At 39.3% G+C, this 24709-nt stretch carries 21 protein-coding genes; 5 read left to right on the forward strand and 16 right to left on the reverse strand.

Annotated elements, in window-relative coordinates; translation table 11 throughout:
* Positions 1–4 precede the first annotated feature (4 nt).
* Both FHG08_RS17295 and FHG08_RS17300 read right to left on the reverse strand, forming a co-directional pair.
* Entirely contained in the window at positions 5–1018 is a 1014-nt protein-coding gene (locus tag FHG08_RS17295; protein ID WP_178957228.1) for a GGDEF domain-containing protein, read from the reverse strand.
* 109 nt (positions 1019–1127) lie between these two features.
* Complete coding sequence (locus FHG08_RS17300; protein WP_178957230.1) at positions 1128–1991, reverse strand: DUF6279 family lipoprotein; 864 nt, start codon at positions 1989–1991, stop codon at positions 1128–1130.
* A 311-nt stretch (positions 1992–2302) separates the two neighbouring features.
* Here FHG08_RS17300 and FHG08_RS17305 point away from each other — a divergent pair, with 311 nt between their 5' ends.
* Positions 2303–3028 (forward strand): tetratricopeptide repeat protein, encoded by a 726-nt coding sequence (locus FHG08_RS17305; protein ID WP_010389004.1) that lies wholly within the window; start codon positions 2303–2305, stop codon positions 3026–3028.
* Positions 3029–3096: 68 nt separating this feature from the next.
* Here FHG08_RS17305 and FHG08_RS17310 read toward each other — a convergent pair whose 3' ends face one another.
* The 11 genes from FHG08_RS17310 to dnaK all read right to left on the reverse strand — a co-directional run bounded on the left by FHG08_RS17310 (position 3097) and on the right by dnaK (position 15750).
* On the reverse strand, positions 3097–4515 hold the full coding sequence (locus FHG08_RS17310) for a coniferyl aldehyde dehydrogenase (protein WP_178957232.1): 1419 nt from the start codon (positions 4513–4515) through the stop codon (positions 3097–3099).
* 186 nt (positions 4516–4701) lie between these two features.
* Complete coding sequence (locus FHG08_RS17315) at positions 4702–6177, reverse strand: DASS family sodium-coupled anion symporter (RefSeq protein ID WP_178957238.1); 1476 nt, start codon at positions 6175–6177, stop codon at positions 4702–4704.
* A gap of 11 nt (positions 6178–6188) precedes the next feature.
* The gene (locus tag FHG08_RS17320) at positions 6189–7145 is read right to left on the reverse strand and encodes a porin (RefSeq protein ID WP_178957239.1); all 957 of its coding nucleotides are present in this window, start codon (positions 7143–7145) and stop codon (positions 6189–6191) included.
* A gap of 174 nt (positions 7146–7319) precedes the next feature.
* Positions 7320–8687 carry a sigma-54 dependent transcriptional regulator gene (locus tag FHG08_RS17325; RefSeq protein WP_178957241.1) on the reverse strand — a complete coding sequence of 456 codons (1368 nt, stop codon included), beginning with the start codon at positions 8685–8687 and terminating at the stop codon, positions 7320–7322.
* On the reverse strand, positions 8680–10410 hold the full coding sequence (locus tag FHG08_RS17330; RefSeq protein ID WP_178957243.1) for an ATP-binding protein: 1731 nt from the start codon (positions 10408–10410) through the stop codon (positions 8680–8682). The genes FHG08_RS17325 and FHG08_RS17330 overlap by 8 nt, the downstream gene beginning before the upstream one ends.
* Positions 10411–10583: 173 nt before the next feature.
* Complete coding sequence (locus tag FHG08_RS17335; RefSeq protein WP_131692315.1) at positions 10584–10847, reverse strand: hypothetical protein; 264 nt, start codon at positions 10845–10847, stop codon at positions 10584–10586.
* Positions 10848–11008: 161 nt separating this feature from the next.
* Positions 11009–11260 carry a hypothetical protein gene (locus FHG08_RS17340; RefSeq protein WP_138607811.1) on the reverse strand — a complete coding sequence of 84 codons (252 nt, stop codon included), beginning with the start codon at positions 11258–11260 and terminating at the stop codon, positions 11009–11011.
* A gap of 133 nt (positions 11261–11393) precedes the next feature.
* On the reverse strand, positions 11394–11762 hold the full coding sequence (locus FHG08_RS17345) for a response regulator (RefSeq protein ID WP_178957244.1): 369 nt from the start codon (positions 11760–11762) through the stop codon (positions 11394–11396).
* 149 nt (positions 11763–11911) lie between these two features.
* On the reverse strand, positions 11912–12373 hold the full coding sequence (gene ybaK / locus FHG08_RS17350; protein WP_178957255.1) for a Cys-tRNA(Pro) deacylase: 462 nt from the start codon (positions 12371–12373) through the stop codon (positions 11912–11914).
* A 102-nt stretch (positions 12374–12475) separates the two neighbouring features.
* On the reverse strand, positions 12476–13615 hold the full coding sequence (dnaJ, locus tag FHG08_RS17355; RefSeq protein WP_138608032.1) for a molecular chaperone DnaJ: 1140 nt from the start codon (positions 13613–13615) through the stop codon (positions 12476–12478).
* Between the two features lie 215 nt (positions 13616–13830).
* Positions 13831–15750, reverse strand: a complete 1920-nt coding sequence (gene dnaK, locus FHG08_RS17360) for a molecular chaperone DnaK (protein ID WP_138621414.1) — start codon at positions 15748–15750, stop codon at positions 13831–13833.
* A gap of 239 nt (positions 15751–15989) precedes the next feature.
* Here dnaK and FHG08_RS17365 point away from each other — a divergent pair, with 239 nt between their 5' ends.
* Positions 15990–16799 (forward strand): acyl-CoA thioesterase II, encoded by an 810-nt coding sequence (locus FHG08_RS17365; RefSeq protein ID WP_178957257.1) that lies wholly within the window; start codon positions 15990–15992, stop codon positions 16797–16799.
* 3 nt (positions 16800–16802) lie between these two features.
* Here the strand turns inward: FHG08_RS17365 and FHG08_RS17370 are convergent, their stop codons facing one another.
* Positions 16803–17573 carry an ABC transporter substrate-binding protein gene (locus tag FHG08_RS17370; protein WP_178957259.1) on the reverse strand — a complete coding sequence of 257 codons (771 nt, stop codon included), beginning with the start codon at positions 17571–17573 and terminating at the stop codon, positions 16803–16805.
* A gap of 140 nt (positions 17574–17713) precedes the next feature.
* Between FHG08_RS17370 and FHG08_RS17375 the strand changes: the two genes are divergently transcribed.
* Genes FHG08_RS17375 through FHG08_RS17385 form a run of 3 tightly spaced genes read left to right on the forward strand, consistent with a single transcriptional unit; the run spans position 17714 to position 21209 of the window.
* Complete coding sequence (locus tag FHG08_RS17375) at positions 17714–18943, forward strand: paraquat-inducible protein A (protein ID WP_178957260.1); 1230 nt, start codon at positions 17714–17716, stop codon at positions 18941–18943.
* Positions 18940–20595 (forward strand): intermembrane transport protein PqiB, encoded by a 1656-nt coding sequence (gene pqiB, locus FHG08_RS17380; RefSeq protein WP_178957262.1) that lies wholly within the window; start codon positions 18940–18942, stop codon positions 20593–20595. The genes FHG08_RS17375 and pqiB overlap by 4 nt, the downstream gene beginning before the upstream one ends.
* Positions 20595–21209, forward strand: a complete 615-nt coding sequence (locus FHG08_RS17385) for a membrane integrity-associated transporter subunit PqiC (protein WP_178957263.1) — start codon at positions 20595–20597, stop codon at positions 21207–21209. Before pqiB ends, FHG08_RS17385 begins: the two co-directional genes overlap by 1 nt.
* Here the strand turns inward: FHG08_RS17385 and FHG08_RS17390 are convergent.
* Together FHG08_RS17390 and FHG08_RS17395 are read right to left on the reverse strand one after the other, a co-directional pair.
* Positions 21196–21699 (reverse strand): GNAT family N-acetyltransferase, encoded by a 504-nt coding sequence (locus tag FHG08_RS17390; RefSeq protein WP_178957265.1) that lies wholly within the window; start codon positions 21697–21699, stop codon positions 21196–21198. The genes FHG08_RS17385 and FHG08_RS17390 overlap by 14 nt on opposite strands.
* A 102-nt stretch (positions 21700–21801) precedes the next feature.
* Positions 21802–24684: an insulinase family protein gene (locus FHG08_RS17395; protein WP_178957267.1), complete on the reverse strand. Its 2883-nt coding sequence runs from the start codon at positions 24682–24684 to the stop codon at positions 21802–21804.
* Positions 24685–24709 lie beyond the last annotated feature (25 nt).

Consider the following 24709-nt stretch of genomic DNA (forward strand, 5'->3'; position numbering starts at 1 on the left):
AAACTTAAGCCAGCGCTAAAATATCAGTGCAGACCCCGTTACGGCCAGTCTCTTTGGCTTTATAAAGCTGCTTATCGGCCAAGTCTATTAGTTCGCTTAGGCTTTGTTGCTGGTATTGTACAACGCCTAAACTGGCGGTTAACTTAATGGTTTCACCATTAGCGATTATGTGCTTATTTTGTATTGCGAGTCTTAACTTTTCTGCCATTGCTAAGGCTGCTTGCGGACTATCAAAGTTACTCATTAGTGAAAACTCTTCACCTCCGACTCTAAACACATACCCTTTTGCAAAAGTGCCGCGCAATAATGTAGCTAGCTCAACCAGCACTTTATCGCCAATATCGTGCCCATACTGATCATTAATTTGTTTAAAGTAATCTAAATCGAGTAAAAATAAGTAAAGCTGTGATTTATCTTTGATCTCTACCTCAAAAAACTGGTTCATTGATAAACGATTACCAGCCCCAGTAAGGGGATCGAGTAACGCTAAATTTTTTAAACGTTTTGAAAAATCAGCTCTATTACCTTCAAAAACATGAGATATAGCCCATATGCTTATATATACGAATAATAAGTTAAGCCCTATGTTAAAAGCTGAAAACGATGAATGTGGCAGTTTTTGAGATAACACCACCAGCTGTAAAACAAGTAATGCCGCAGACAAAAATAACCCGTAACGTCTACCAAGTAGTAAGTAGTAAAGAATAGGTAAAATAAATGTCCACAAAAACAGGCCGTTTTTAGGGGGGGCTAAGTAGGTGCCGCATAACACAATTAAAGAGATGGTTAAGCACATGGTAATGGCATGCCAGCGCTTGGGATAATGTTTTTGTGAGTGCTTAAATATATATAAGCATAACAAAGAAAAGCCGACTTCGAGACCACCAACAAGGGGTAAATTATTCACCAATAAGTTAAATACAGCAAATACCAACGACAAAAAACCAAAACAAATGCACATCCACTTAAGAACGTGCTTACGTAGCGTTTTTGTACTATTAAGTGCAGCTATATCCATGGATAACTTAAAATATTTTTGATAGCTTATGTTAACAATGAAATGCAAAAATCACAATTTTAAGCTTAAACAATTCAGAAAAAACAAGCCAAAAGAATTAGTAAAGCGTTTATTCCATAATCAATTCATTAACAGTACCCACTAAATCTGCGAATTCTTCATCAACATGCGATAACTGTTTAGGGCTCAGCGTTTTGTTTAACTTGAGTAGCAATTGCGCATAAGCTTTTAAGTTTTGTTCATTAAGCTCAAGCAGCTCATTACTCATATACTGTTCACGCTCTATAATAATGATGCGTAATTGCTGAGTAAATTCAGCCTCGCTAAGTGTTTGCTGGGTAAAAAGAGCTTCAAGTGCAGCTAAACGAGCTAGTTTGTAGTCGTACCATAAATTTCTAGTACTAGTATGCGCACTATTGGCTTGTGATATGAGCATTTGCTGCTCAGAAGTGAGTTTGCCAAGCCACTGCTTGTAGTAATCTAGTTGTCTCTCTAAGCGTTGTTGCTGGTGCTCATCTTGAGTTAATGAGGCATGCTCTTGGATTTCATCATTAATTTGCTCGCGAATATTTTTTACCATTTCACTGCGCTGTGACGGGGTTAAGGTCAGCGCTAACTCAATTAAAGGCTCGCTGGTATGCAACAGTAAGTTTCGCCAATGCTGCTTAACTTGGGTTATTTTATCCATCAACTGCGCAGTATCAGCTTCATTGTTTAGCAATTGTCTTAGGTCGAGTAAATCGGCTTTATATTTTGGTAATTCAACTTCACGATGCCAATCCCGGGTATCGTTAATAATCGCTTTTAACTGCTTAGATTGGCTTTTATTAAGATCAACGTAATCATCAATCCAAAATGACGATAACCAACCTAGGTTGTTATAGGCAAATGACGTTGAACAGCTGGCAATAAATAACAAACTGGTTATAAAAATAATTTTACTTAGTTTTATATTTTTTAAATTATTTAACATGAAAAGACCCCGTTGTATGATGCTTTGGTTGCCAAAAATCATCATAAGTAATTATGTAAGCTACTGCTTGCTTTTATTTTTTTCATTTTTCTATAGAATCGCAAGCTAACGCAATTTATATCATAGCTATGTGCTTAAGTTTAGAATTTTTGAGCTATAGTTAAAACTACTTGTTAATACGTTTGTATATCTAACTTATAAACGTTGGCGTTATTGATTTAGCTCATAATTTATTACCTACTCGAGTAATAAGTAAATGATTAACCGTTATGATGCTTACCGACAACGATAACTAATTTGGAGACATGCATATGTCACAGTCTAATTTAAAAGCAATGTTCTTTGCGGGCATTATACTTGCTACACCTTATGCTTATGCAGGGCTTGAGGAAGGCATAATAGCTGCAAACGCAGGTCAATTTGAGGAAGCACTAAAAGAGTTTAATTATCTTGCAGACAAAGGCTATGCCCCAGGTATTTACGAACTAGGTAAGTTATACGAGGGCGGACATGGAGTTACTCGTGACTACTACAAAGCAGCTGAACTTTACCAACAAGCAGTTAAAAAAAATCATGTAGATTCAATGTTTGCACTTGCGGTTTTGTATGATGAAGGAAACGGCGTAAAGTTAGACAAACAAATGGCTATTAGCTTATTTGAGAAAGCAGCCAATAAAAACCTTCCTGCAGCACAGTATAATTTAGGGGTAATGTACGCCAACGGCGATGGCGTGAGCCAAGATTATAAAGCCGCCAGAACATGGTATGAAAAAGCCGCCGCAAATAATTACACGCTTGCACAATTTAATTTAGCCTTGATGTATTTTGAAGGCTTAGGAATGCCAAAAAACCTTGAAATGTCGTATGTATGGAATACCATTGCTGAGTACAACGGTAACATGCAAGCTAGCCACAGTCGTAAACTTGATGAACGCACTATGCTCCCTAAAGAAGTCGCTGAAGCTAAAGAAAAAGCCGATGCTATTTATAATAAAATTTTAGCAGGTACTTACGCCGGTGAAGGGCGAATGTTTTAAGCAAATAAAATAACTAAAAAAGCTGAATGAAGTGATTCATTCAGCTTTTTTGTTTAAAATACTAAAGACTATTTTACATAAAGCCACTTTAGCACTTTGATCAGTAATTTATTTTGTTTGAGTAATAAACCTATACGTGGGTTAATTGAACCTGATACTAAAGTGTTTCTTGCGTGGCTAAAGGTTAAAAAGCCCTCTTTGCCATGATAATGCCCCATACCAGAGTGACCAACCCCACCAAACGGCACATCATCGGCAGCTACTTGAATTAGGGTGTCGTTAACTGCAACGGTCCCACTAATTGTCTGCCTCATTATGTGTGCTTGTGCTTGCTTATCTTGCCCTAGTATATAGAGCGCTAATGGATGATGGCGCAATTGAATATAATTGAGCGCATCATCTAATTTGTCATAACTCATTATCGGTAAAATAGGCCCAAATAACTCTTCTTGCATTAATTGCATCTCATCTGTGACGTGCGTCACAATATGCAGACCCATCCGGTGTTTTTCAGCATCTTGTTGATTTTGCTCAAGCGGCTTTGTTATTTTAGCGCCTTGCTGTTGCGCTTGCTCTAAATAACCTAGCAGACGTTGATAGTGAGCAGGACTAATAATAGAGGTCAGGTTTTTACCTTCAACACCTTGTTTAAAATGCTTTTTATAAAGTGTACACAAAGCTTTAATAAACTGATGTTCTAATGCTTTAGGAACAAATACGTAGTCAGGAGCCACACATATCTGCCCTGCATTGGCCATCTTTCCAAATAATAAAGCACTCGCGGCTTTATTTACGTCCGCATTTTCTAAAACAATGACTGGCGATTTTCCACCCAGCTCTAAGGTTACCGGGGTTAAGTTTTTACTCGCTGCACCCATCACCAACTTACCAACCGCTGTCGAGCCAGTAAATAATAAGTGTGCAAACGGTAATGATGAGAACTCGCTCGCTACTTCACTGCCCCCTTGAATAATGCTGCAGTGTTGGCTTAATTCTCCTGCAAACAGTTTTTCAAGTACCGCATTGGTATTAGGCGTAAACTCACTGAGCTTTAGCATCACTCTATTACCCGCGGCAAGAGCGGTAATAACAGGCACAATGGCTAATTGAATAGGATAGTTCCACGGAGCAATCACACCCACCACGCCAATAGGCTGATAGGTTACACTTACTTTTGAGGGCCATAAGCTCAAACCAGGGCTACGATGACTAGGCTTAGACCATCGAGGTAGCTTTTTAATAATATGTGCAAGCCCCTGCATAGTGGGCAAAATATCCCCCACTAAAGTATCAAACGCGGTTCGATAGCCAAAATCTTTAGATACCGCCGCAATTAAGTCTTGCTCTAGCGTTACAATGTTAGCGCGTATTTGCTTGAGTAAAGCAAGGCGTTGCTCAATGGGTAAATAAGGAGAGTCTTCAAAAGAGTGCTTTAGTTCATTAAATTGTGAACGCAAAGACCCTGTAGATAATGTGTCAGTGATCAAAATAGGCTACTCGATTTATAACGTTTTCAAGACTATAACCTTGTTCTGTTTCACGAGCAATAAAGAGTGATTTTGCAGCGCGATAAAAATCGTTGCAAAATCACTCAAAAAGGTTGGTTGGAACTCATACCGATGCATTGCTTTCGTGTGCATCGGTTAGCTGTTTTTTAGTTAGTTGTGGGGCTGTTAAAAACCAAACACCTGAGCTGCAATGGTCATTGTCACTAACGTGATTAAAACAATAGCAACAATATTTAGCACAAAGCCTGCACGGATCATGTCTTTCATTTTAATTTCGCCCGATCCAAACACAATCGCATTCGGTGGCGTAGCCACTGGCATCATAAACGCACAACTACATGCAATCGCGGCTGGAATCACCCATACTAATGGACTACCAGTTACAGACTCAGCAACAGGTCCCAGTAATGGTAAAAAGCCTGCGGCTGTTGCCGTATTACTGGTAATTTCCGTTAAGAAAGTAATGAGTGCCACCACCACAAGAATGCTCATAACTAAAGGAATTGCACTCGCACCCTCAATCATATTGGCAATGTAATCGGCTAATCCTGATGATTTAATTTGCGAGGCTAGCGTCAAGCCGCCCCCAAATAAAAGCAGCACACCCCAAGGCACTTTAGCGGCACTTTCCCAATCTAAAATTCGCTCATCACTGCCTTTATTAGCAGGTAGTACAAATAAAAGTAATGCGGCTGCAATTGCAATACCCGTATCTGAAATTTTAAGACCGGTCATATCACCTAGTAATGGTCTAAATATCCAACAAACAGCCGCAAACATAAACACAAACAATACGCCCTTTTCAGCACGTTGCATGAGTCCTAACTCTTTTAGCTGCGAAGAAAATACCGCTTTAGTGTCGATTCGCTTGTTTGTCTGTACATTCGCATCAACTTTATAGGTAAATTTAGTTAACCAAATCCAGCTGATGATTAACATACCAAGCGATAATGGAACACCAACGATCATCCATTGGGCAAAGCCAATTTCGATTTGGTAACTGTCTGATAGGTATGCAGCCATTAGTGCATTCGGTGGAGTACCAATTAAAGTGGCAATCCCACCAATACTCGCGCCATAAGCAATAGAAAGTAAAAGTGCTTTACCAAAACCTTCATTAGTTGGATCAGAGCTTTTAACTAAATGAGTGATAGATAAGGCAATAGGCAACATCATTACCGCGGTAGCAGTGTTAGACATCCACATAGATAAAAATGCAGTCACTAACATCATAGCTAAAATTTGTAAGCTTGGTTTTTTACCTGCATAAAGCATAGTTCTTAATGCAATACGCTTGTGTAATCCCCAACGCTCCATAGCAATTGAGATTAAAAAACCGCCTAAAAATAAAAAGATCAGCGGATGCGCATAAGGAGCTGCAACACTTTTTATAGCCGCTATATCTACAATAGGCGAAATCACTAAAGGAAGTAATGCAGTAGCAGGAATGGGCACAACTTCACTTACCCACCACGACGCCATCCAAAATGCTAAGCCTGCAGTTTTAAAAGCAGCAACCGACATTCCTACTGGCGGCTCAGCTAAACAGGTCAGTAACATTACACACGGACCAAGTAATAATAACAGCCATTGCATAAACGGCTTTTTATTAGCGTTATTTTCTAAAATACGTTTTGTCATATTAACAACCTTTAAAATTTATATTTAAGACCAAGCGCAACACTGTTATCAGCATTTTCTTCTAGGTCGAGGTCAGTATATAAAAGGTAAGCGGTAGTTTGCTTGTCAAAAGTGTAGTCTACACCGGTAGTCCACTGCGTTGCGTCTGATGCTTGACGTAGTTTTGAATCATCTTTTGCAAATTGTACTTTAGGAATCCATTTGTCTAGCTTGTAACTTGCGCTTAACACGTAACCATTCCCTGATTTAGTACCATCAATTGATTCTGAATGTTGGTATAACGCACCTAATTTTAGCTTTTCAAATTTATACACGCCTGCAACACGGCTTGCTTTAATATTATTAAGCGAGTCAACATGGCTGATTGAAATAGAGTAAGGTGCTTTATTTAAACTACGGTCACCATAAATAAGGGTTGCCGCAAATCCAGCTTCATTGTCTTTGTTGTCATCTTTTGGCGCATAGGTAAATGAAAACTGTGCATTGTGCCAGTACTTAGAAGTATAGGTAATAGTATCGCCTAAGCGATCTTGTCCGGCAATAACTTGTGAAATATCAGCTTGGGTTTCGTTAAAGTTATCAAGCTTGCCTTCAGAGTATTTAAAACGCGTATCGTTTCGCCCTACGACTACTTCACCAAACGCCCCTTTTAGACCAAGGTAAGTATTACGTGCTGCAAAAGGCTCATTGGTATCATCATGTTCAAAGCCTTTTACTTGAACCTCGTATTTAAATACCGCAGTAAAATACTCATTTAATTTATGGTCCCCTTTAATACCAATACGCGAGAAAGGGGCATCAATTTGTGTGCCTTCATCAGCGTAACGCATTATGCCAGTATCGGTGTTGGCAATTTGTACTTCGGCTTTACCGTACACAGTGTAATCTGCAGCAAACGCTGTTACAGGTAGTGTGGCAGCACTGCATAACGCAGCAAGTACTGAGCCTTGGAATAAATTATTTTTCATTATGTATCCTAATTGTGTGATGTTACTTGTTGTCTACAACTGTAGAGCAAGAACATGACCAACTAGATAATAACAAAAAATTTCAACAGCTTAAGAAACAAAACCATAATCGAAAGCCTTAAAATGTGCGGATTTCCACACACTTTAAATACCTACTATCACCATTTCCACCCACTAATCGGTAAACATATCTCGATTAAGGTTATATTTATTCATTTTATCGTAGAGAGTCTTACGCGCTATTTGCAACGTTGCCATGGTGTCTTTAATACTGCCATGATTAAGCTCTAAGGCTTCTTCAATTAAAGACTGCTCATAAAAGCTGACCTTTTCTACAAGGCTTAAGTCCAATGATAACGACGAGCCACTACTGCTTGAGTCACTCTGTGCAAAAGCCAGATCGGCGCCAAGTAATACCGCGCGTTCAGCCTGGTTTCTTAATTCACGTACATTACCAGGCCAATCATGCGCAAGTAGGTGCTGTTGTAACTCAATATTAAGCGCACCTAAAGGTTTATGAAAACGAGTGGCCGCAATAGAGCTAAAGTGCTTAAACAACAAAGGAATATCGGCTTTTCTATCTCTTAATGCGGGAATACTCACTTTAACTAAACTCAACCGATAATATAAATCGGCTCTAAACTCACCTTTTTCTACCAAGGAAAGTAAATCGACCTTGGTGGCCGCAACAATACGAATATCAAGGTCAATGGCTTTATTTGCACCCACGGGGGTAACTTTTCGCTCTTCAAGCACCCGTAGTAATTTAACTTGTAGCGATAAGGGAGTGCTTTCAATTTCATCTAAAAAAACGGTGCCGCCTTGTGCAAACTCAAACTTACCTTTGCGATCTTGTGTTGCGCCAGTATATGCGCCACTAACAGCACCAAACAATTCGCTTTCTATTAATTGCTCAGGCACCGCACCACAGTTAATAGCCACAAACTGACAGCTGGAACGGTTACTATGATCGTGTAAATAACGGGCAACCAATTCTTTACCTGTACCAGTTTCACCTTCAATTAATACATCTGCAGGGGTATCAATCACCGTGTTGAGTAAGTTCATCATGTGCTGCATTTTAAGGGTCTCGCCTAAAATACGCACACCGGGCGCGGAGGTCTTTTCAACTGCACGCTTCAGAGCTCTATTTTCCATAACTAAAGCACGTTTGTCTAAAGCTCTGGCAATGCAATCTAATAAATTTTCGTTCAGGGGTTTTTCAAATAAATCATACGCGCCTAATTGCATCGCTTTTACCGCTACAGACACATCGGCATAACCTGTTAAAAATATTACCGGAAGTTCACTGTCGAATGCTTTTACCTGCTCAATAAAAGTTAAACCATCCATAGTCGGCATATTTATATCACTAAGGACAACGCCATAAAAATTGCGACTCAAACGACTTAAAGCAACACTCGCATCACTAAAGCACTGCACCTCATACCCTTCGAGGGTTAAAAGCTGATTTAACGAATCACGGATCATCGCCTCATCATCAATAACAACCACTTGCTTACAAACAACGGCTTCAATCATTTTTTGGGGCCTCTATGCTTGATAAACTAATAATAAACTGTGCACCGCCTTGAGGGCGATTGTGCGCCGTTAAGTACCCATTAAATGAATCAATAATTTGCTTTGAAATTGATAAGCCCAGTCCTAAGCCATTACTTGATTTGGTACTGTAAAACGGTTCAAAAATAGAGCCCAGTACATGGTGTTCAATACCTGGACCACTATCTAAAATAGAAAGCTTAACGCGCTCCTCAAAACACTCAACATCGAAACTAAGCTCTCGTTTAGGCTCACCCTTCATTGCTTGTGACGCATTGGTGATCACATTAACCAGTACTTGTTCAAATTTTAATGCATCAACCCATACAGTGATCTCTTGCGAAAACTGCGGTGCACTAACGTTAACATCGTCTTGCTTAAGTTGCGGGTGGGTGATCATCAACGCATTGTTTAATAACGCCGACAGTGGATGAGGTCGAAGTTGCATGGCCGCCGGCTTACTAAAGTGTTTAAGCTGCGCCACTATTTTGTGCACCCGCTCTACTAAATTCTCAATAATAATTAAGTTTTCATTTAATGCATTGAGTTTTCCTTTTTTAAGAAAAATTTTAGCGCTTGCCAAATAGGTGTTTATGGCGCTCAGTGGCTGGTTAATTTCATGGTTAATACCCGCACTTAATTGCCCTATTGTGGCTAATTTTGCCGACTGTACTAGTGCAGTTTGCGCTTTTTCAAGCGCTTGAGTGCGCTCTAATACTTCAAGTTCTAAACTATGACGCGAATACAGTAACTTTTTATATCCGGCAAAGCGTGCCAATAAGCTATATCCGACAAAAATAAATACCCAATAAAACAACACCAGCCATAACAATCTGGGCACCTGTAATGCATTTATGCTCGAGATATCAACCAATACCGTCATGGTTGCATTTAGGTATGTCAGTGGCCTTGAAGCGGCAACATATTCATCTTTATCAATTTTAAATTGCTCAATGCCCTGACTTTTGTAGCGCTGCTGCTTTATTTGTAACGGTTGATGATCTAAGTAAGCACGGCGCTGTTTAATATCGCGGCGTGTAGTAATATCAAGCTCTGTAAACGTGTTTAAACGCCATGCGGGCTCATCTGACATAGCGATAATTTTATCCGCAAGTTGCAAATAAAAATGACTGCCTTTTGAAGTATTTAATAGCGAACGATCATTTTCAAATTTAGCGACATTAATTTTAAGTGCCACTACACCAATGGCTTTGCCATCTAGATAAATAGCCTGAGAAAAGTATATTCCGCGCTCTTTTGAGCGCTGTCCGAGGGCAAAGTAAGCGACCTTTTCTCCAGCAAAAGCCTGCTTAAAATAAGGTCTAAATGCAAAGTTGCTCCCTAAAAACGTATAGTCGGTTTGCCAGTTGCTACTTGCAATAACGTCGCCAAGGGGATCTAGTATGTATACATCTGAGGCACCGCTGGCTTGTTGAATATCAGCCAAGTAATTATTAATAGCATTAAAGTGTTGTGATTCATTATTAGTAAAACGAATCAATAAATTATTTTCTGTGAGGAGCTGAGGAATAGCTGCAAAACGTGCGAGTTCATTATCAATATAATTATTTAATTGAATGACCTGTTGGTCAGCTTGAATTTTAGCTTGGCCTAAATCATAAGCGCGGCCAAATGAAAATGTAACCACTAATAACAGCACTAACAGAATACAAGCAAAAATAATTTTTTTAGGAATGGAGAACATAAACGCCTGTAACACCAGGGTGCTAATAATAACTAATAGCCACTATTGTATCGATTTATAGGCCTTTGCAGAAGAAACTTTTTGTTAACAAGTGTACTGAAACTAAAAAACCGTGAAACAAACAATATTTCACGGTTTAATTCCCTGCAAAAGGGATGCTGTTTTAGCTTAGTCTACGCTTTTGCTAGCGCTGGTTTGTCTTTAAAATACTTATACAAACCAATTAATGAGGCTGCGATCCAGAATATTTCAATCACAAAGCTCGCTAAGTTAAAGTTATAACAAAGACTAATAAGCAACAAAATAGCACCGCTTAGATTCATCATGTTATAGACTAAACTTTTTGGCGATACCTTATTTAGTTGCAATAAAAAAAACGAACCAACCACTAAAAAAGTGCCACTCATACCAACAATATCAAATAAAAGTGCAATCACACGTCTATCCTTTTCCATTTTAAAACCCAACTGACTGGCCCAATCCATGGGGAGGGTTTTTTTCAATCATTGAAACAGCAAAACCAGCGAAGTTTACCAGTGAAATAAAAGCACACAAGGGCATATGTCCGCCTCTTGATACTTTGGATTAAATAGCCAGTTTATTTAAAAGTGACTTTACCACCTATCATTTTATAAGCGGCAGTCCCTCTTATGATCGCCGGACGTGCAAAAGGTCGTTCACAGCCAGGGCATACACATTCAGTATGAGTGTGATCTTGGGTTATTCGTTCTATAAAACATTTTACCAACGCCCCTTTGCCCCCTTTACGATATTTAAATAAAGGCGCTTTGCATGCAGAACAAAATATATCGACCGTTTTTGTAGGCCCTTTTTTATTGGGCTTAGCCATACTACCTCAATGGTTATTTTACGATTACTATGGCGTACATGCTATCACATGATAGAAAAGAAATTGATGGCAGTAAGCATTACTGATCAGAGTGATTATTGATTAGGTAATTATGTTAAAAAATATTGTGTTATTAAACTTTATTAGCTAAACGTGTTAATTGAGCCGACAGTACATTCATACAAAAGGGCTTTATAATAAACCCTGATACCTTTGCATTAATTATCTTTTTTACGGTCTCAGAGCTGTCTTCACAGGTCACCATAAGTACCGGAAGCTGAGCATGCTCAGTATCGTTTCTAATAGCATCAAGTAAGTTTAGACCATCCATTTTCGGCATATGTAAATCTGTTATAACCAAATCTATGAGCTGATTTTGCAGTATAGTTAATGCTTGCAGACCATCGGTTGCTTCAACGATGTCTTTATAATCTAACTGTCTCAACATATTAATTAATACATGACGCATTAATGGCATGTCATCAACAACTAATACTCTCATATGGATGTTTAACCAAAGTAGGTGCAAACAAATTTTTATCAAAATGAATTAACAAAAACTGTTATAGATAGTATCTACATTAGTTAACTATAGCTGTTGAAGCAAATAATCAGTTTTATTGACACAATGCAAGTTTGATAATAGAGCATTTAAAAACTACCAAACGAAGCTTGAATAAGCCCAGCTAAGCATGCTGGGCTGAGTGTAATTTCAAGCCCTCGCTTACCGGCACTCACATAAATAGTATCAAAGTCCAATGCGCTTGAGTGTATGTAGGTTTTTAAGCGCTTTTTTTGTCCAAGAGGGCTAACGCCTCCCAAAATATATCCTGTACTTGCCTGTACTTTTTGCGGCTCTGCCAGCATTACTTTTTTAACTGCGCAGAGCTTAGCCAATTGCTTTAGATTAATCTGCTGAGTAACGGGCGACACTGCTACAATTAGCTGTTGTTCTGACGTTTCTAACACCAAGGTTTTAAAAACTTGGGCGCTATTAAGGTTTAGCTTTTCAACTGCTTCAAGGCCATAATTAGTGTTGTTTACATCGTGCTCATAGCTAAGTACGTCAAATTTAATTCGGGATTTTTTTAGCTGTTCTATCGCTGGGGTCATCTGATAATGTCCTCAATATATTTCTGATAACTTACCATACTAAACAAAAAAACGGCGCTTAAAGAAGCGCCGTTTTTACCTAAGTTCTGTTGACCCTAATAATTACTTAGTTAGGTCATCAAAAAACTTTTTAACACCATCAAAAAAGCCTTGCTCTTTTGGACGGTTCTTTGAGCTATCTTTGCCCATGCTTTCCTCAAGTTCAGTTAGCAGCTCGCGTTGACGCTCATTAAGATTAACTGGTGTCTCAATCACTACTTTACAAATTAAGTCACCTTGAGCACCACTGCGTACAGACTTAACCCCTTTACCACGCATACGGAACATTTTACCCGTTTGTGTTTCTGACGGTATTTTAAGTTTTGCACGGCCATCTAATGTTGGTACTTCAATTTCACCGCCAAGGCCTGCTGTAGTAAAGCTAATAGGCACTTCACAGTATAAGTTGTTCGCTTCACGAACAAATATCTTATGCTCACGAACCGACACTTGCACATACAAATCACCTGCTGGTGCGCCGTGCATACCAGCTTCACCTTCGCCAGATAAACGAATACGGTCACCCGTATCAACACCTGCTGGAATTTTTACCGATAGCGTTTTGGTTTTCTCAACGCGGCCTTGACCATGACATTTGTTACAAGGATCTGAGATAATTTGACCTTGTCCATGACAGGTTGGACATGTTTGTTGTACGGCAAAAAAACCTTGGCGCATTTGTACTTGGCCAGCACCGTGACAGGTTGTACATGTTTTTGGCTTAGAACCCGCTTTGGCACCGCTGCCGTCACACGGGTCACAACTAACCCAAGTCGGTACTTTTATTTCAACGTCTTTACCACGAACCGCTTCTTCTAAGCTTAAGTCCATGTTGTAACGTAAATCGGAACCACGTTGCTGGCGAGATTGGCGTCGGCCACCGCCGCCACCAAAAATATCACCGAATACATCACCAAAAATATCACCAAAATCACCTTGACCGCCACCAAAGCCACCGTGACCACCGCCACCACCTTGTTCGAAGGCAGCATGGCCGTATTGGTCATACATTTGACGTTTTTGATCGTCCGTTAATATTTCGTAGGCTTCCTTTACTTCCTTAAACTTGGTTTCAAGGTCTTTATCACCGGCGGTACGATCTGGATGATATTTCATCGCTAAGCGTTTATACGCTTTTTTTATGTCTCGCTCACTCGCATCTTTGCTTACGCCGAGGACTTCGTAATAATCGCGTTTTGACATATCTATCACACTACTCTTTTCTATATGCAGCGCTAGCTGCTGGACAAACCGATAAATCATATCGATTTATCATTGAATTTTTAAAGCACTTTACTTACATCTCTTACATGCAAAAGGCGCGTTAAGCTTTAGCCTACGCGCCTCAGGTGTTCATCCTAACTTAAACACGCAATGTAGTCATGGTGTTTTCGGTTAGCGAGAAGCGTTAGTAACAATTACTTGTCGTCTTTAACTTCTTCGAACTCTGCATCAACAACATCGTCGTCTTGCTTAGCAGACTGTTGTTGCTCTGCACCGGCATCACCACCTGCTTGTTGTGCTTTAGCTTGGGCGATTTCCATTAGTTTTTGAGACTTTTCAGCAAGTGCTTGTGTTTTAGCTTCAATTTCTGCTTTGTCGTCGCTCTTAATTGCACCTTCAAGGTCAACAACAGCCGCTTCAATTGCTTCTTTGTCTTCGCTTGGTAATGCATCACCCGCTTCTTCAATTTGTTTACGTGTACCGTGAACAAGTGCGTCTGCTTGGTTACGTGCAGCTACTAACTCTTCAAACTTTTTATCGTCTTCAGCATGTGCTTCTGCATCGCGAACCATTTTTTCAACTTCTTCATCACTTAAACCTGAAGACGCTTGAATGGTGATTTTTTGCTCTTTACCTGTGTCTTTATCTTTAGCAGATACATGTAAGATACCATCCGCATCCACATCGAATGTTACTTCGATTTGTGGTGTACCACGTTGTGCAGGGCGAATACCTTCTAGGTTAAATTGACCTAGAGATTTGTTATCGCTAGAACGTTTACGCTCACCTTGTAACACATGAATGGTTACCGCAGATTGGTTATCTTCTGCTGTTGAGAACGTTTGCGATTTCTTAGTAGGAATCGTCGTGTTTTTCTCAATCAGTGCCGTCATTACTGAACCCATAGTCTCAATACCAAGAGATAATGGTGATACATCTAGTAATAATACGTCTTTCACGTCGCCTGCAAGTACACCACCTTGAATCGCTGCACCTACTGCAACTGCTTCATCAGGGTTAACGTCTTTACGTGGCTCTTTGCCGAAGAACTCTGCTACTGTTTTTTGAACAAGTGGCATACGAGTTTGACCACCCACTAGAATGATATCGTTGATATCGTTCACAGATAGGTCTGCATCAGCAAGTGCACGCTTAAGCGGTTCAATTGACTTAGTCACTAAGTCTTCAACTAATGACTCAAGCTTAGCACGTGTCAATTTCACGTTCATATGCTTAGGACCAGACGCATCAGCGGTTACATACGGAAGGTTTACTTCTGTAGATTGTGCTGATGAAAGCTCAATTTTTGCTTTCTCTGCTGCTTCTTTAACACGTTGCATAGCAAGTGGGTCAGTTTGTAAATCGATACCTTGATCTTTCTTAAATTCAGCTACTAGGTAGTTGATAACACGGTTATCGAAATCTTCACCACCTAAGTGAGTGTCACCGTTAGTCGCTAGAACTTCAAATGTGTGCTCGCCTTCAACTTCATCAATTTCAATAATTGATAAATCGAAAGTACCACCACCTAAGTCATATACTGCTACAACGTTTTCACCACGGTTTTTATCCATACCGTATGCAAGTGCTGCAGCCGTTGGCTCGTTGATAATACGTTTAACTTCAAGACCCGCAATACGGCCAGCATCTTTGGTTGCTTGACGTTGTGAATCATTAAAGTATGCCGGTACTGTGATTACCGCTTCAGTTACTTCTTCACCTAAGAAGTCTTCAGCTGTTTTCTTCATTTTTTTCAGTACTTCAGCAGAAATTTGTGGTGCAGCGCGTTTTTCGCCGCCCGCTTCAACCCATGCGTCGCCATTATCAGCTTTGATAATTTTGAAAGGCATGATGCCGATATCACGTTGTACTTCTTCGTCTTCAAAACGACGACCAATTAAACGCTTAATTGCGAACAATGTGTTTGTTGGGTTAGTTACCGCTTGACGTTTTGCAGGTTGACCCACTAACGTTTCACCGTCTTGCGTGTAAGCAATAATAGACGGGGTTGTGCGATCGCCTTCCGCATTTTCAATAACACGTGCTTTGTCACCATCAAGTACTGCAACACAAGAGTTAGTAGTACCTAAATCGATTCCAATAATTCTACCCATGAATCTTCTCCAACTTCTAAATTCGTTAATACGTTCGATGACTAGTTAATAGGGATGCCACAAACTTAATTCAACTGTAAAAATGAAAAAAAATTCATTTTTTTTAATTTATTTACTAAATAACCCTAAAAAGAGTAAGGATTGCTCGTTTTTTGTTATTTAGGAGAGTCCTTATTGTCTGGTCTGATGAGTTTGGGTGTGATATAAATTCAGCAAATAACACTAAAAGGACATTATTTGTGCACTTTGAACAATTATTACAACAAGCAGCCCTAGCAAGTAAGAAAACGGACCAAGAAACCAATACTATGCAGTTTCCTGCTAATTGGTGCCAAGGTAGAACTGCTTTTGGCGGCCTCTCTGCGGCGCTTCTTTATCAAGCAATGCGCAATAAAGTTGACTCATCAAGACGACTGCTTTCTTTAAGTACAAACTTTGTCGGCCCTTTATTGGCTGAAAAGCCATTTTCTTTGTCGGTAGAAATATTACGTGAAGGAAAAAGTAGTACCCAAGTGCTAGCCAAAGCCATTCAAGATGACGCAGTATGCGTTATTGTGCAGGCCTGTTTTGCTAAAAATCGTAATTCATCAATTAATGTACCGGTATCAAAGTCGCTAGGCTTACACCCTGTGAACGAACGCCACTGTTTAGGATTTGTACCTGGGCAAATGCCAGAATTTTTTCAACATGTTGATTTATGCCCTCAACAAGGAGCCATGCCGTTTAGCAGTGCTGAAACCTCTCATTTAGGTGGTTGGATGCGCTTCAAACATACGCCAGAAGCAATTACAGAAGCCCATGTTATTGCCCTTACTGACGCATGGCCACCAACTTTGCTGCAAATGTTTAAACAACCAGCACCGGCAAGTAGTATGTCGTGGTATTTAGAATTTGTACAAGCGCCTAACTTAGCCCCGGGTGAATGGTTGGGCTTTGAAGCAATTACTCATCACTCAAAAGATGGTTACGGACTTGAAGATGGCTGTATTTGGTCGCAATCAGGTGAGCTTATTGCCCTAACCCGCCAAACCGTGGCTTTATTTGATTAACAATTAAAAACGAGTGAAGTCGCGCTGGGTATATTGTTTATCTATATTAAGCATTATGGTGCGATATTCACCGCTCTGAATTATGTTGGCTAAGCCTTGGTCAAATTGCTGCCTCAGCAAATCATTTTTAAAATACGCAGGTCTTGCCGCAGGTGGAAAAATAGTATGGATAACAAAATCTTTGGTGGCATTGGTTTTTTGATATTCCTTTAAGTAGTAAAGAAATATACGCCTATCGAGAATAATGGTATCAACCCAGCCTGCCATTAAGTGGTGTATCTGCGCTTGTTGGTTGAGTACTTCTTCATAGCCTCTTAAATTCTCTAAGTTGTGGCCAAATTCTTTGGGTAAATAGGCAGGTGCATTCTGAAATGCTAAAACACTTTTAGTCGCCAGATCGTAAATAGTATCAATAGTAAAGCTACTCTTTTTAAGACTCACCACCACATTTTCGTAGCTGACAACAGGTTGGCTTCGATATATGCCTGTAATTAAAATACCTGAATAATTTAATGCGATATCAACATGACCTTGGTTTAATAAGGCATCTGCACGTTGATTTGACATGTACTGTACATCGACTTCATTTATATCTTGATTACTTAGTGCTGCTTTTACAATTTCGAGCTGAATTCCTGAATCAGTTTCACTTATTACATAGGGTGCAACAGTAGGGTTAGCAGCAACAGTAACTCGTTGCTGATTATTATCTTTGATAAATGCAAAGCTATCGCTACATAAACATACTAAGGCCAATAAAAAAACCACTTTCACACTATCACCTAATCCGTTTTTATTTTCAGTTGTTGAGATTACTTTTCTTTTTATATTATTAGTAATTTAGTCGCAGCGTTTGTATTTAGCTATTAATTATAGCAATATTTAAATTATTGAATTAACTATAAGCTAACATTTTGCAAACTGCCTGTCCAAGCTGTGATCTTATCATTGAAATTCCCGACATTAATGCCAAACAGGTTGCACTGTGTCCTCGCTGTAATCACAAAATTCGCGGTGTTAATGTTAACCATGATATCGAAATAGTCGCGTTAAGCTTCAGCGCACTGCTGATGTTGCTCAGTAGTATGTTTTATCCGTTTATTTCTTTTAGTAGCAATGGTATTACCCAAACAATTACCCTACCTGATGCTGCTCGCATTCTATTTAATTATGATAGTGACCTGCTCGGCCTGTTTATTGATATCAGCATTATTATTCTGCCTATGAGTTTGCTCATTATTTTGATCCCTTTACATTTAGGGGTACTCAAAGCGCTGCCGCAAGCAATTGCAAAAAGGCTATTAAAGTTTACCTTGGCACTTGAACCTTGGATCATGTCAGAAATATTTTTGATTGGTGTTTTGGTTAGTATGGTTAAAATAATGTCATTAGCTGAGGTTAGCTTTGGTACCAGCTTTTTTGCCTATGTGGGATTTGTAATTTTTTATGTTAGTGCGTTAACACGGCTAAATCGTGCAAGGTTGTGGTCGCAGGTAAGCCCGGCAATTCGGCTTCAAAGTAGTGCAGGCGCAGAACGTGCAATAGACGATAATATAAAAGCCTGCCATGTTTGCCACCAGTTGAGCGTTGACCTAATCTGCCCTCGTTGCCATAGTAAAACCTACTTAAGAAACCCGTACAGCGTTCAAAAAGCAGCAGCTTGGCTAGTTACCTCAGTAATTTGTTATATCCCCGCGAATTTACTGCCCATTATGTACACTATCAGCCTTGGGGATGAAACCCCTGCCACGCTTATTTCTGGTGTTATTACTTTATGGAATAGCGGCTCCTACCCTATTGCGCTGATTATCTTTTTTGCAAGTGTGGTGGTGCCATTAGCGAAAGCGCTCATTTTAAGTTTTTTATGTTTTATGGTTACAAAACCCGCCAACCTGCATACAAAAGGTTACACAAAAGTGTATCAACTTACTGAATTTATAGGAAAATGGTCTATGATTGATGTGTTTGTTGTGGCTATATTAGTTGCATTAGTGCAGCTAGGAAATTTGATGTCGGTTATACCGGGTTTAGGCATCGTTTTTTTTACTGTTATGGTATTATGCCAAATGATGGCAGCACACGCATTTGACCCTCGTTTACTGTGGGATTCACCTAAAAATAAAAACGCAGAGAATAAAGCATGACTAAAACAGCCAACGTAGCACAAAAAACACGTATTTCTGCGATTTGGATTATTCCCGTGGTTGCCTTATTGGTAGGTATTTGGATGCTTTATCAATACCAATTAAATAAAGGGCAAACAATCTATATTTCTATGCCGCAAGCCGAGGGCATTGTTGCCGGTAAAACAGAAATTAAAGTACGGAGTGTTAAAATAGGACAAATTGATCACATTCGCCTCTCCAACAGTCAAGACAGCGTGATAGCCAGAGCACAAATAGATAAAAACTACGATAACTTGCTTACTGAAGATGCCCGTATTTGGGTGGTAAAACCTCGCATAGATGAAACTGGCATTAGTGGCATGAGCACTTTGCTCTCAGGTGTTTATTTAGAGTTTTCGCCAGGCGAAAGTAAACAACTAAAGAAGCAGTTTAAACTTCAAGAAGAGCCTGCATTAATAGGCAAAGATGTTCAAGGTGGGCGCTTTAAGTTACTCAGTTACAATGCAGAAGTACTTGATGTGAGTACTGGCATATTTTTTAAAAACTATAAAATAGGCCAAATAGAAACCGCTACTTTTGATTGGAAAAACCAAGCAATGCAATACGGTATTTTTATTAAAGCCCCCTATGAGAACTTGATCACCTTAAATTCTATTTTTTGGGTTAACTCAGGGATAGAAATAGATCTTTCCGCAGATGGTATTAACATTAACACCGGTTCTTTGAGCAAATTATTGAAAGGGGGGATCTCTGTCGGACTACCTGAACAGCAAGCTCCTGGCGATTTAGCACAAGACGGTCATAGCTTTTCTTTAAGCCAGAGCTATAAACAAGCTCTAGAAGAGCGCTTTTATGATTTTGATTATTACCTTATTGAGTTTGAGCAATCTATTCGAGGCTTACGTGTAGGTGCTCCAGTAGAGTACCGAGGAACACGCATAGGTACTGTGGTTGAAGCTCCTGCGAACGTAATAATAGATGGCAAACCCGCTCATTTTCGTGCTAAAAATACCGCAGTACCCGTATTGATCAAAGTCGAGTATGGGCGTTTATATCACAACAATGCCTTAGCTAAAGAGTATTGGGCATCAAGCATAAACGAATGGATTGAAAATGGTATGAGGGCATCGCTTAAACCGGGGAATTTACTCACTGGTGCAGTGTACGTCGACTTTGACTTTTATACTGACACCCCAAAAAGCGAGCTTAAAAAGCTTGCTCAATACGATGTGTTTCCGAGTGTATCTAGTGGTATAACGGTGCTTGCTGACCAAGTGTCTGATGTGCTGAATAAGGTAAATAATTTAAAAATTGAAGACAGTTTGGCAAAAATGCAAACAACTTTCAGCGAGTATCAAGCGTTGGCCAGTGAAATGCGCACATTATTAAGTAAACCTGACACCCAAAATTTACCCGGTGACTTTAATCGTAATCTCGAAAAAATAACCAAAAGTATGGAGCAATTTGAAATAACCATGCGGCAGTTTGATAAAACCATGGCAAGCTATCAAGCAGGCTCACAAATGCACCACCAGCTTGAACAAACACTGCTGCAAATTAGGCGTTTATCTGAAGAATTCCAACCACTTACTCGTGGGTTAAACGAACAACCTAACATGCTCATTTTTGATAAGTCACTGCCTAGCGACCCGCAACCAAGGAAACAATAATGAAAGCACTATTTTTAATTTTAGCTGGTTTGATTATAAGTGGTTGTAGCTCGGCTATTCAAACTGCAACTCAATATTACCAATTTGAACAACCCATAACTGACTCTTCGCGAAATGTGCAAGATACAAAAGCACAACTCAGGGTGCAAACAGTTACCTTAAGGGGGGCATTGAATAACCGTGGTATTGCTATGAAAGTAGATAATAATCAAGTTCATGCTGCTAATTATCACTTGTGGGGCGAATCGCCGGATGTAATGCTTACAACAACTGCGCAACAAACATTATTTAATGCCATGAGCAACTGGATGGTTATAAAAGGATTGCCGGTCATTACCGACCAACAACAACAAATATTTTATGAACTAGAATATGAATTACATCACTTTAACGGCGATCTGCAAGGTAATGCAGATATCTCTGGGTTATGGCGTTTGTACTATACCCACCCAGAATCAGGCAGACGTTTACTAAGCATTCATAACTTCTCAAATGTAACGCCAATAGATAACGATGGCTACAATTCATTAGTCGCTACCCTTGAAAAAATGTGGCTAGAGATAAATTCAAATGTGGCAAATACAATTGAAAAAACAAGACTCAATCATAAATAAATACACTGATGGTGGTTTTATCAGCATTGATGACTGCCTTACCCACCTCAGTAAAACCCAGTTTATATAGTGTATTTTGAGATCCTAAATTAGCCGTTGAAGTAATTGCGCATACATCTTTTATACCTAATTTATGTCTGTTATTTAAAAGTATTGTAGCTGCTTCAAAAATATATCCCTTTTTTTCAAAGCCGTCTTTTAACGCAAACCCTAAATCGGGATGTTGCATAGTCGCTCGCTGATAAAAACCAACAATACCAACCACAGTTTCATCATGGAGTGTGATCATATAAGGCCCAAAACCGTGCTCTTTATGGGCAGCTATAAAGCTGTCTTTGATGTATTTTTTAGCGTCGTCTAGGGTATGAATACCTTTATCACCAATGTATTTAATAAAGTTGGCCTGGTTAACTAACTTAAGTAACTCAGCCGCGTCAGCTATTTGTGCAAAGCGTATAAGTAAACGTTCAGTTTTAAAAGCAATATTCAAAATAACTCCTTGGAGTTCAATGCTATAGCTATAATTTAACGACATTAAAACAAAACCCAGTCAACGATGACTGGGTTTTTTGGTTTTAGAGTAATTTCAAACTTACTTTTGCAATTTTATATCGCTGTAGTAAGCATCTAAACTCGTCACTTTAGTCTGATTTGGCAAATCAGCAAACTCGCTATCACTAAACTTAGTGCCGCGTAGCTGCACATTTAAACGTGCTGCTTTTGGGTTTAACATTGTTTGCTGGTAGTAATCTTTAATATCAGCAAGGGTGACTTTTTCCACCTCTGCAATTAATTTTTGTCTTGAATCAAAATCAAAGTTTTCACGATACCAATCGTTAATCAATGGACTCATTTCGTCGCTTAAATTCTTTGGCTGTTCTTTTAACGAAACCAAAGTTGCATTTTTAAGCTGTGCAAATGTTTCCTCACTCATGGCATTAAGCTCAGAAGCGTACTCTTTTTTAAACTTGTCAAAGCGACCTTGAATGTCTTTTGGCCCTTTCACAGGTGTTTGGATAAATAAACCAATACCTGAGTAATCTTCAATAGGACGCGCTAATGCGCCTACTGCATAAGCAAGTTGCTCTTCAGTACGCATTTTATCAAACGCGATTGTTCTAAAGTGACCTTGCAATACAGCTGCCTGTGCTTTTTGTTTGTAACCAGGAGTTGGGTGAATGGTCATATCGACCACCGCTACATCGGCGACATCAATATCTTTGTGTAATACACGCGCTTCACCCGGTTGCGGTAACCACGCTTTACTGCGTGCAAACTCCGTTTGAGTATGTTTGCTTGGTAAGATAGCCGCTAACTCAGCAGCAATAGCATCAATGTCCTTTTCGTTGTAGTTACCGTAGCTAAATACACGTAAGTTATTATTCGCTAAGGTGCTTTGCTTTAAAGCGTGTAAATCAGCAAGCGTTAGTGTTTTTGCAGCCTTAATTAGCGCTTCTGTATCGAAACTGCCAGTACGAGTTAGCTTTGAATACTCACCAAATGCTTGTGCATACGGGAACTGTTTTTGTTGATTAAGTAAATCTCGCTGATAACGGTCAATCGCTTGATTAAACGCTTGTGCTGAAATTTCAGCATCAAACCCAGCTAACGCTTGTTTAAGTAAAATATCTTGTTTATCAGTAAAACCACTTAACGATAGCACCAATCCATTACTTGAGCTTAAATTAACGTTCATGCCAGCAATGGCAGCTTCAGTTCGTAACTGACTTAATTGAGTGTTATACAGATCAGCCCAAACAGAATAAAGTACGGTTGAGTTAATATCATGCAAACCTGTTTGCGTGTTGATATACACCTCAACTAAACCTTTAGGCTGCTCTGCAAACTGCTGACTTGCTTGGCGCCAAATTTTTACGCCGTTTTTATCATAGCTAAGCTCAGGATGCTTCTGCTCTTTAAAAGCTTGCGTTTTAATAGCAAAACTCTCTGGTAGTAAATTGTTAACACTTGGCAATGCTAAATTAAAATCACTTGGTTTTTCCCAGCTGGCAATTTCTGCATCGCTAATATCGTTAATTTTATATTTGCCATCGTAAAAATGCAGCTCAGAATCTGTATCTTCCTGTTGAGAAATATACCAGATGCGAAGTGTATCGGCGTTAAGTTGCTTAAGTACATTATTCACCGCATCAGCATCAAATTGAGCATAGTAGTACGGTGCGTTTATCGCATGATTTAACGGGTAATCTTGCATGCTTTGAGTCAACGCACTGACATAGTTAAACTCATCGCCCTTTTCTAAAAATTTAAACTGATTATTTAAAGAAGTGCGAATTTCATTAAAGTACTTACTATTAACGCCCTCACGCTTAATCAAGTCAATGTATTGCATGATTGTCGCGACAATTGATTCGCGGTTTTTCATACCCTCATCAGTCAGCTCTATATTCACGTTCAAAGAACCGTAGTTGCCATACTGATTTGCAGAGGCAGAGGCTGATAACTGAGATACCCACCCTTTATCACGTAATATTTGCGCTGGACTACCTGGCATTTCATTACTAAGTAAATAGGCAACAAAGCGATTAGGTTTTACTGCAAATTCATTTTGGTTATTAGTAATTGTGAAATCGAGTTGTAATTGTTTTACGTCTTCATTTGGTGAGTAAAAAACACGTTTACCACCGGCATTATCAAAATCTAAGCTAGCTGTAACACTTGGCTTTTCAATATTTTTATTTTCAATGTCAGCAAAGTATTTTTGTGCTTTTTTCTGCATTTCTGCAATTGGTAAGTTCGAAATCAGCGCCACTTTCATAATATTTGCTGAATAATATTTATTATAAAAATCAACCGTTTCCTTGTGTAATGAACTATCAGCTTTATCGCCTAGGGTTTCAAGGTTACCAATTAAAAATCGGTTAGCCGGATGTTCACCCATCATTTTACGTGCAAGTTTAAATTGGCCGAAAAAGTCCATTTCACGACGCATTGACCATTCAGCATTTACTGCATTTTTTTCTTTTTCTGTGTATTCTGGGTAAAGCTTAGGGGCTTTAAAAAAATCTGAAAAGCGGTCTAAGCCTTCATCAAACGCATCGTTATTAATTTTAAACATGTAGTTGGTAATATCGAGCCAAGTATAAGCATTATGCGCACCACCATTTTTAGTCATAAAATCGGAGTACCCTTTGGTATCAGGGTATCGTTCAGTGCCTAAAAACAACATATGTTCTAGGTAATGCGCCATACCTTGTTGGCTCATTGGGTCATGTAACAGACCTACACCTACACTCAGTGAAGCAGCAGATTTTTCAGCGCTTGGATCAGAGACTAAAATCACTTCAATATCGTTAGCAAGTTTCAAGGTTTTATATTCACGGTTATCGTTAGGGCTAACAACGAGCGTTGATGACAACAGTGATGTTTGTGAAGATTGAGAAAGAGTGGCGGTATTCGAACAACCGCTTAATATTGCCAGTGCAATTGCACTTAAGCCGATGACGTGTCTCATTTTAATTATATCCATTGCTGTTAAA

The sequence above is a fragment of the Pseudoalteromonas sp. Scap03 genome, assembly GCF_013393115.1.
Taxonomy (GTDB): Bacteria; Pseudomonadota; Gammaproteobacteria; order Enterobacterales; family Alteromonadaceae; genus Pseudoalteromonas.

Excerpts from the sequence above, each read along its gene's own strand:
- FHG08_RS17295 (WP_178957228.1), bottom strand. The coding sequence starts at position 1,018 with ATGGATATAGCTGCACTTAATAGTACAAAAACGCTACGTAAGCACGTT.
- FHG08_RS17300 (WP_178957230.1), bottom strand. The coding sequence starts at position 1,991 with ATGTTAAATAATTTAAAAAATATAAAACTAAGTAAAATTATTTTTATA.
- FHG08_RS17305 (WP_010389004.1), top strand. The coding sequence starts at position 2,303 with ATGTCACAGTCTAATTTAAAAGCAATGTTCTTTGCGGGCATTATACTT.
- FHG08_RS17315 (WP_178957238.1), bottom strand. The coding sequence starts at position 6,177 with ATGACAAAACGTATTTTAGAAAATAACGCTAATAAAAAGCCGTTTATG.
- FHG08_RS17320 (WP_178957239.1), bottom strand. The coding sequence starts at position 7,145 with ATGAAAAATAATTTATTCCAAGGCTCAGTACTTGCTGCGTTATGCAGT.
- FHG08_RS17325 (WP_178957241.1), bottom strand. The coding sequence starts at position 8,687 with ATGATTGAAGCCGTTGTTTGTAAGCAAGTGGTTGTTATTGATGATGAG.
- FHG08_RS17330 (WP_178957243.1), bottom strand. The coding sequence starts at position 10,410 with ATGTTCTCCATTCCTAAAAAAATTATTTTTGCTTGTATTCTGTTAGTG.
- FHG08_RS17340 (WP_138607811.1), bottom strand. The coding sequence starts at position 11,260 with ATGGCTAAGCCCAATAAAAAAGGGCCTACAAAAACGGTCGATATATTT.
- FHG08_RS17345 (WP_178957244.1), bottom strand. The coding sequence starts at position 11,762 with ATGAGAGTATTAGTTGTTGATGACATGCCATTAATGCGTCATGTATTA.
- ybaK (WP_178957255.1), bottom strand. The coding sequence starts at position 12,373 with ATGACCCCAGCGATAGAACAGCTAAAAAAATCCCGAATTAAATTTGAC.
- dnaJ (WP_138608032.1), bottom strand. The coding sequence starts at position 13,615 with ATGTCAAAACGCGATTATTACGAAGTCCTCGGCGTAAGCAAAGATGCG.
- dnaK (WP_138621414.1), bottom strand. The coding sequence starts at position 15,750 with ATGGGTAGAATTATTGGAATCGATTTAGGTACTACTAACTCTTGTGTT.
- pqiB (WP_178957262.1), top strand. The coding sequence starts at position 18,940 with ATGACTAAAACAGCCAACGTAGCACAAAAAACACGTATTTCTGCGATT.
- FHG08_RS17385 (WP_178957263.1), top strand. The coding sequence starts at position 20,595 with ATGAAAGCACTATTTTTAATTTTAGCTGGTTTGATTATAAGTGGTTGT.
- FHG08_RS17395 (WP_178957267.1), bottom strand. The coding sequence starts at position 24,684 with ATGAGACACGTCATCGGCTTAAGTGCAATTGCACTGGCAATATTAAGC.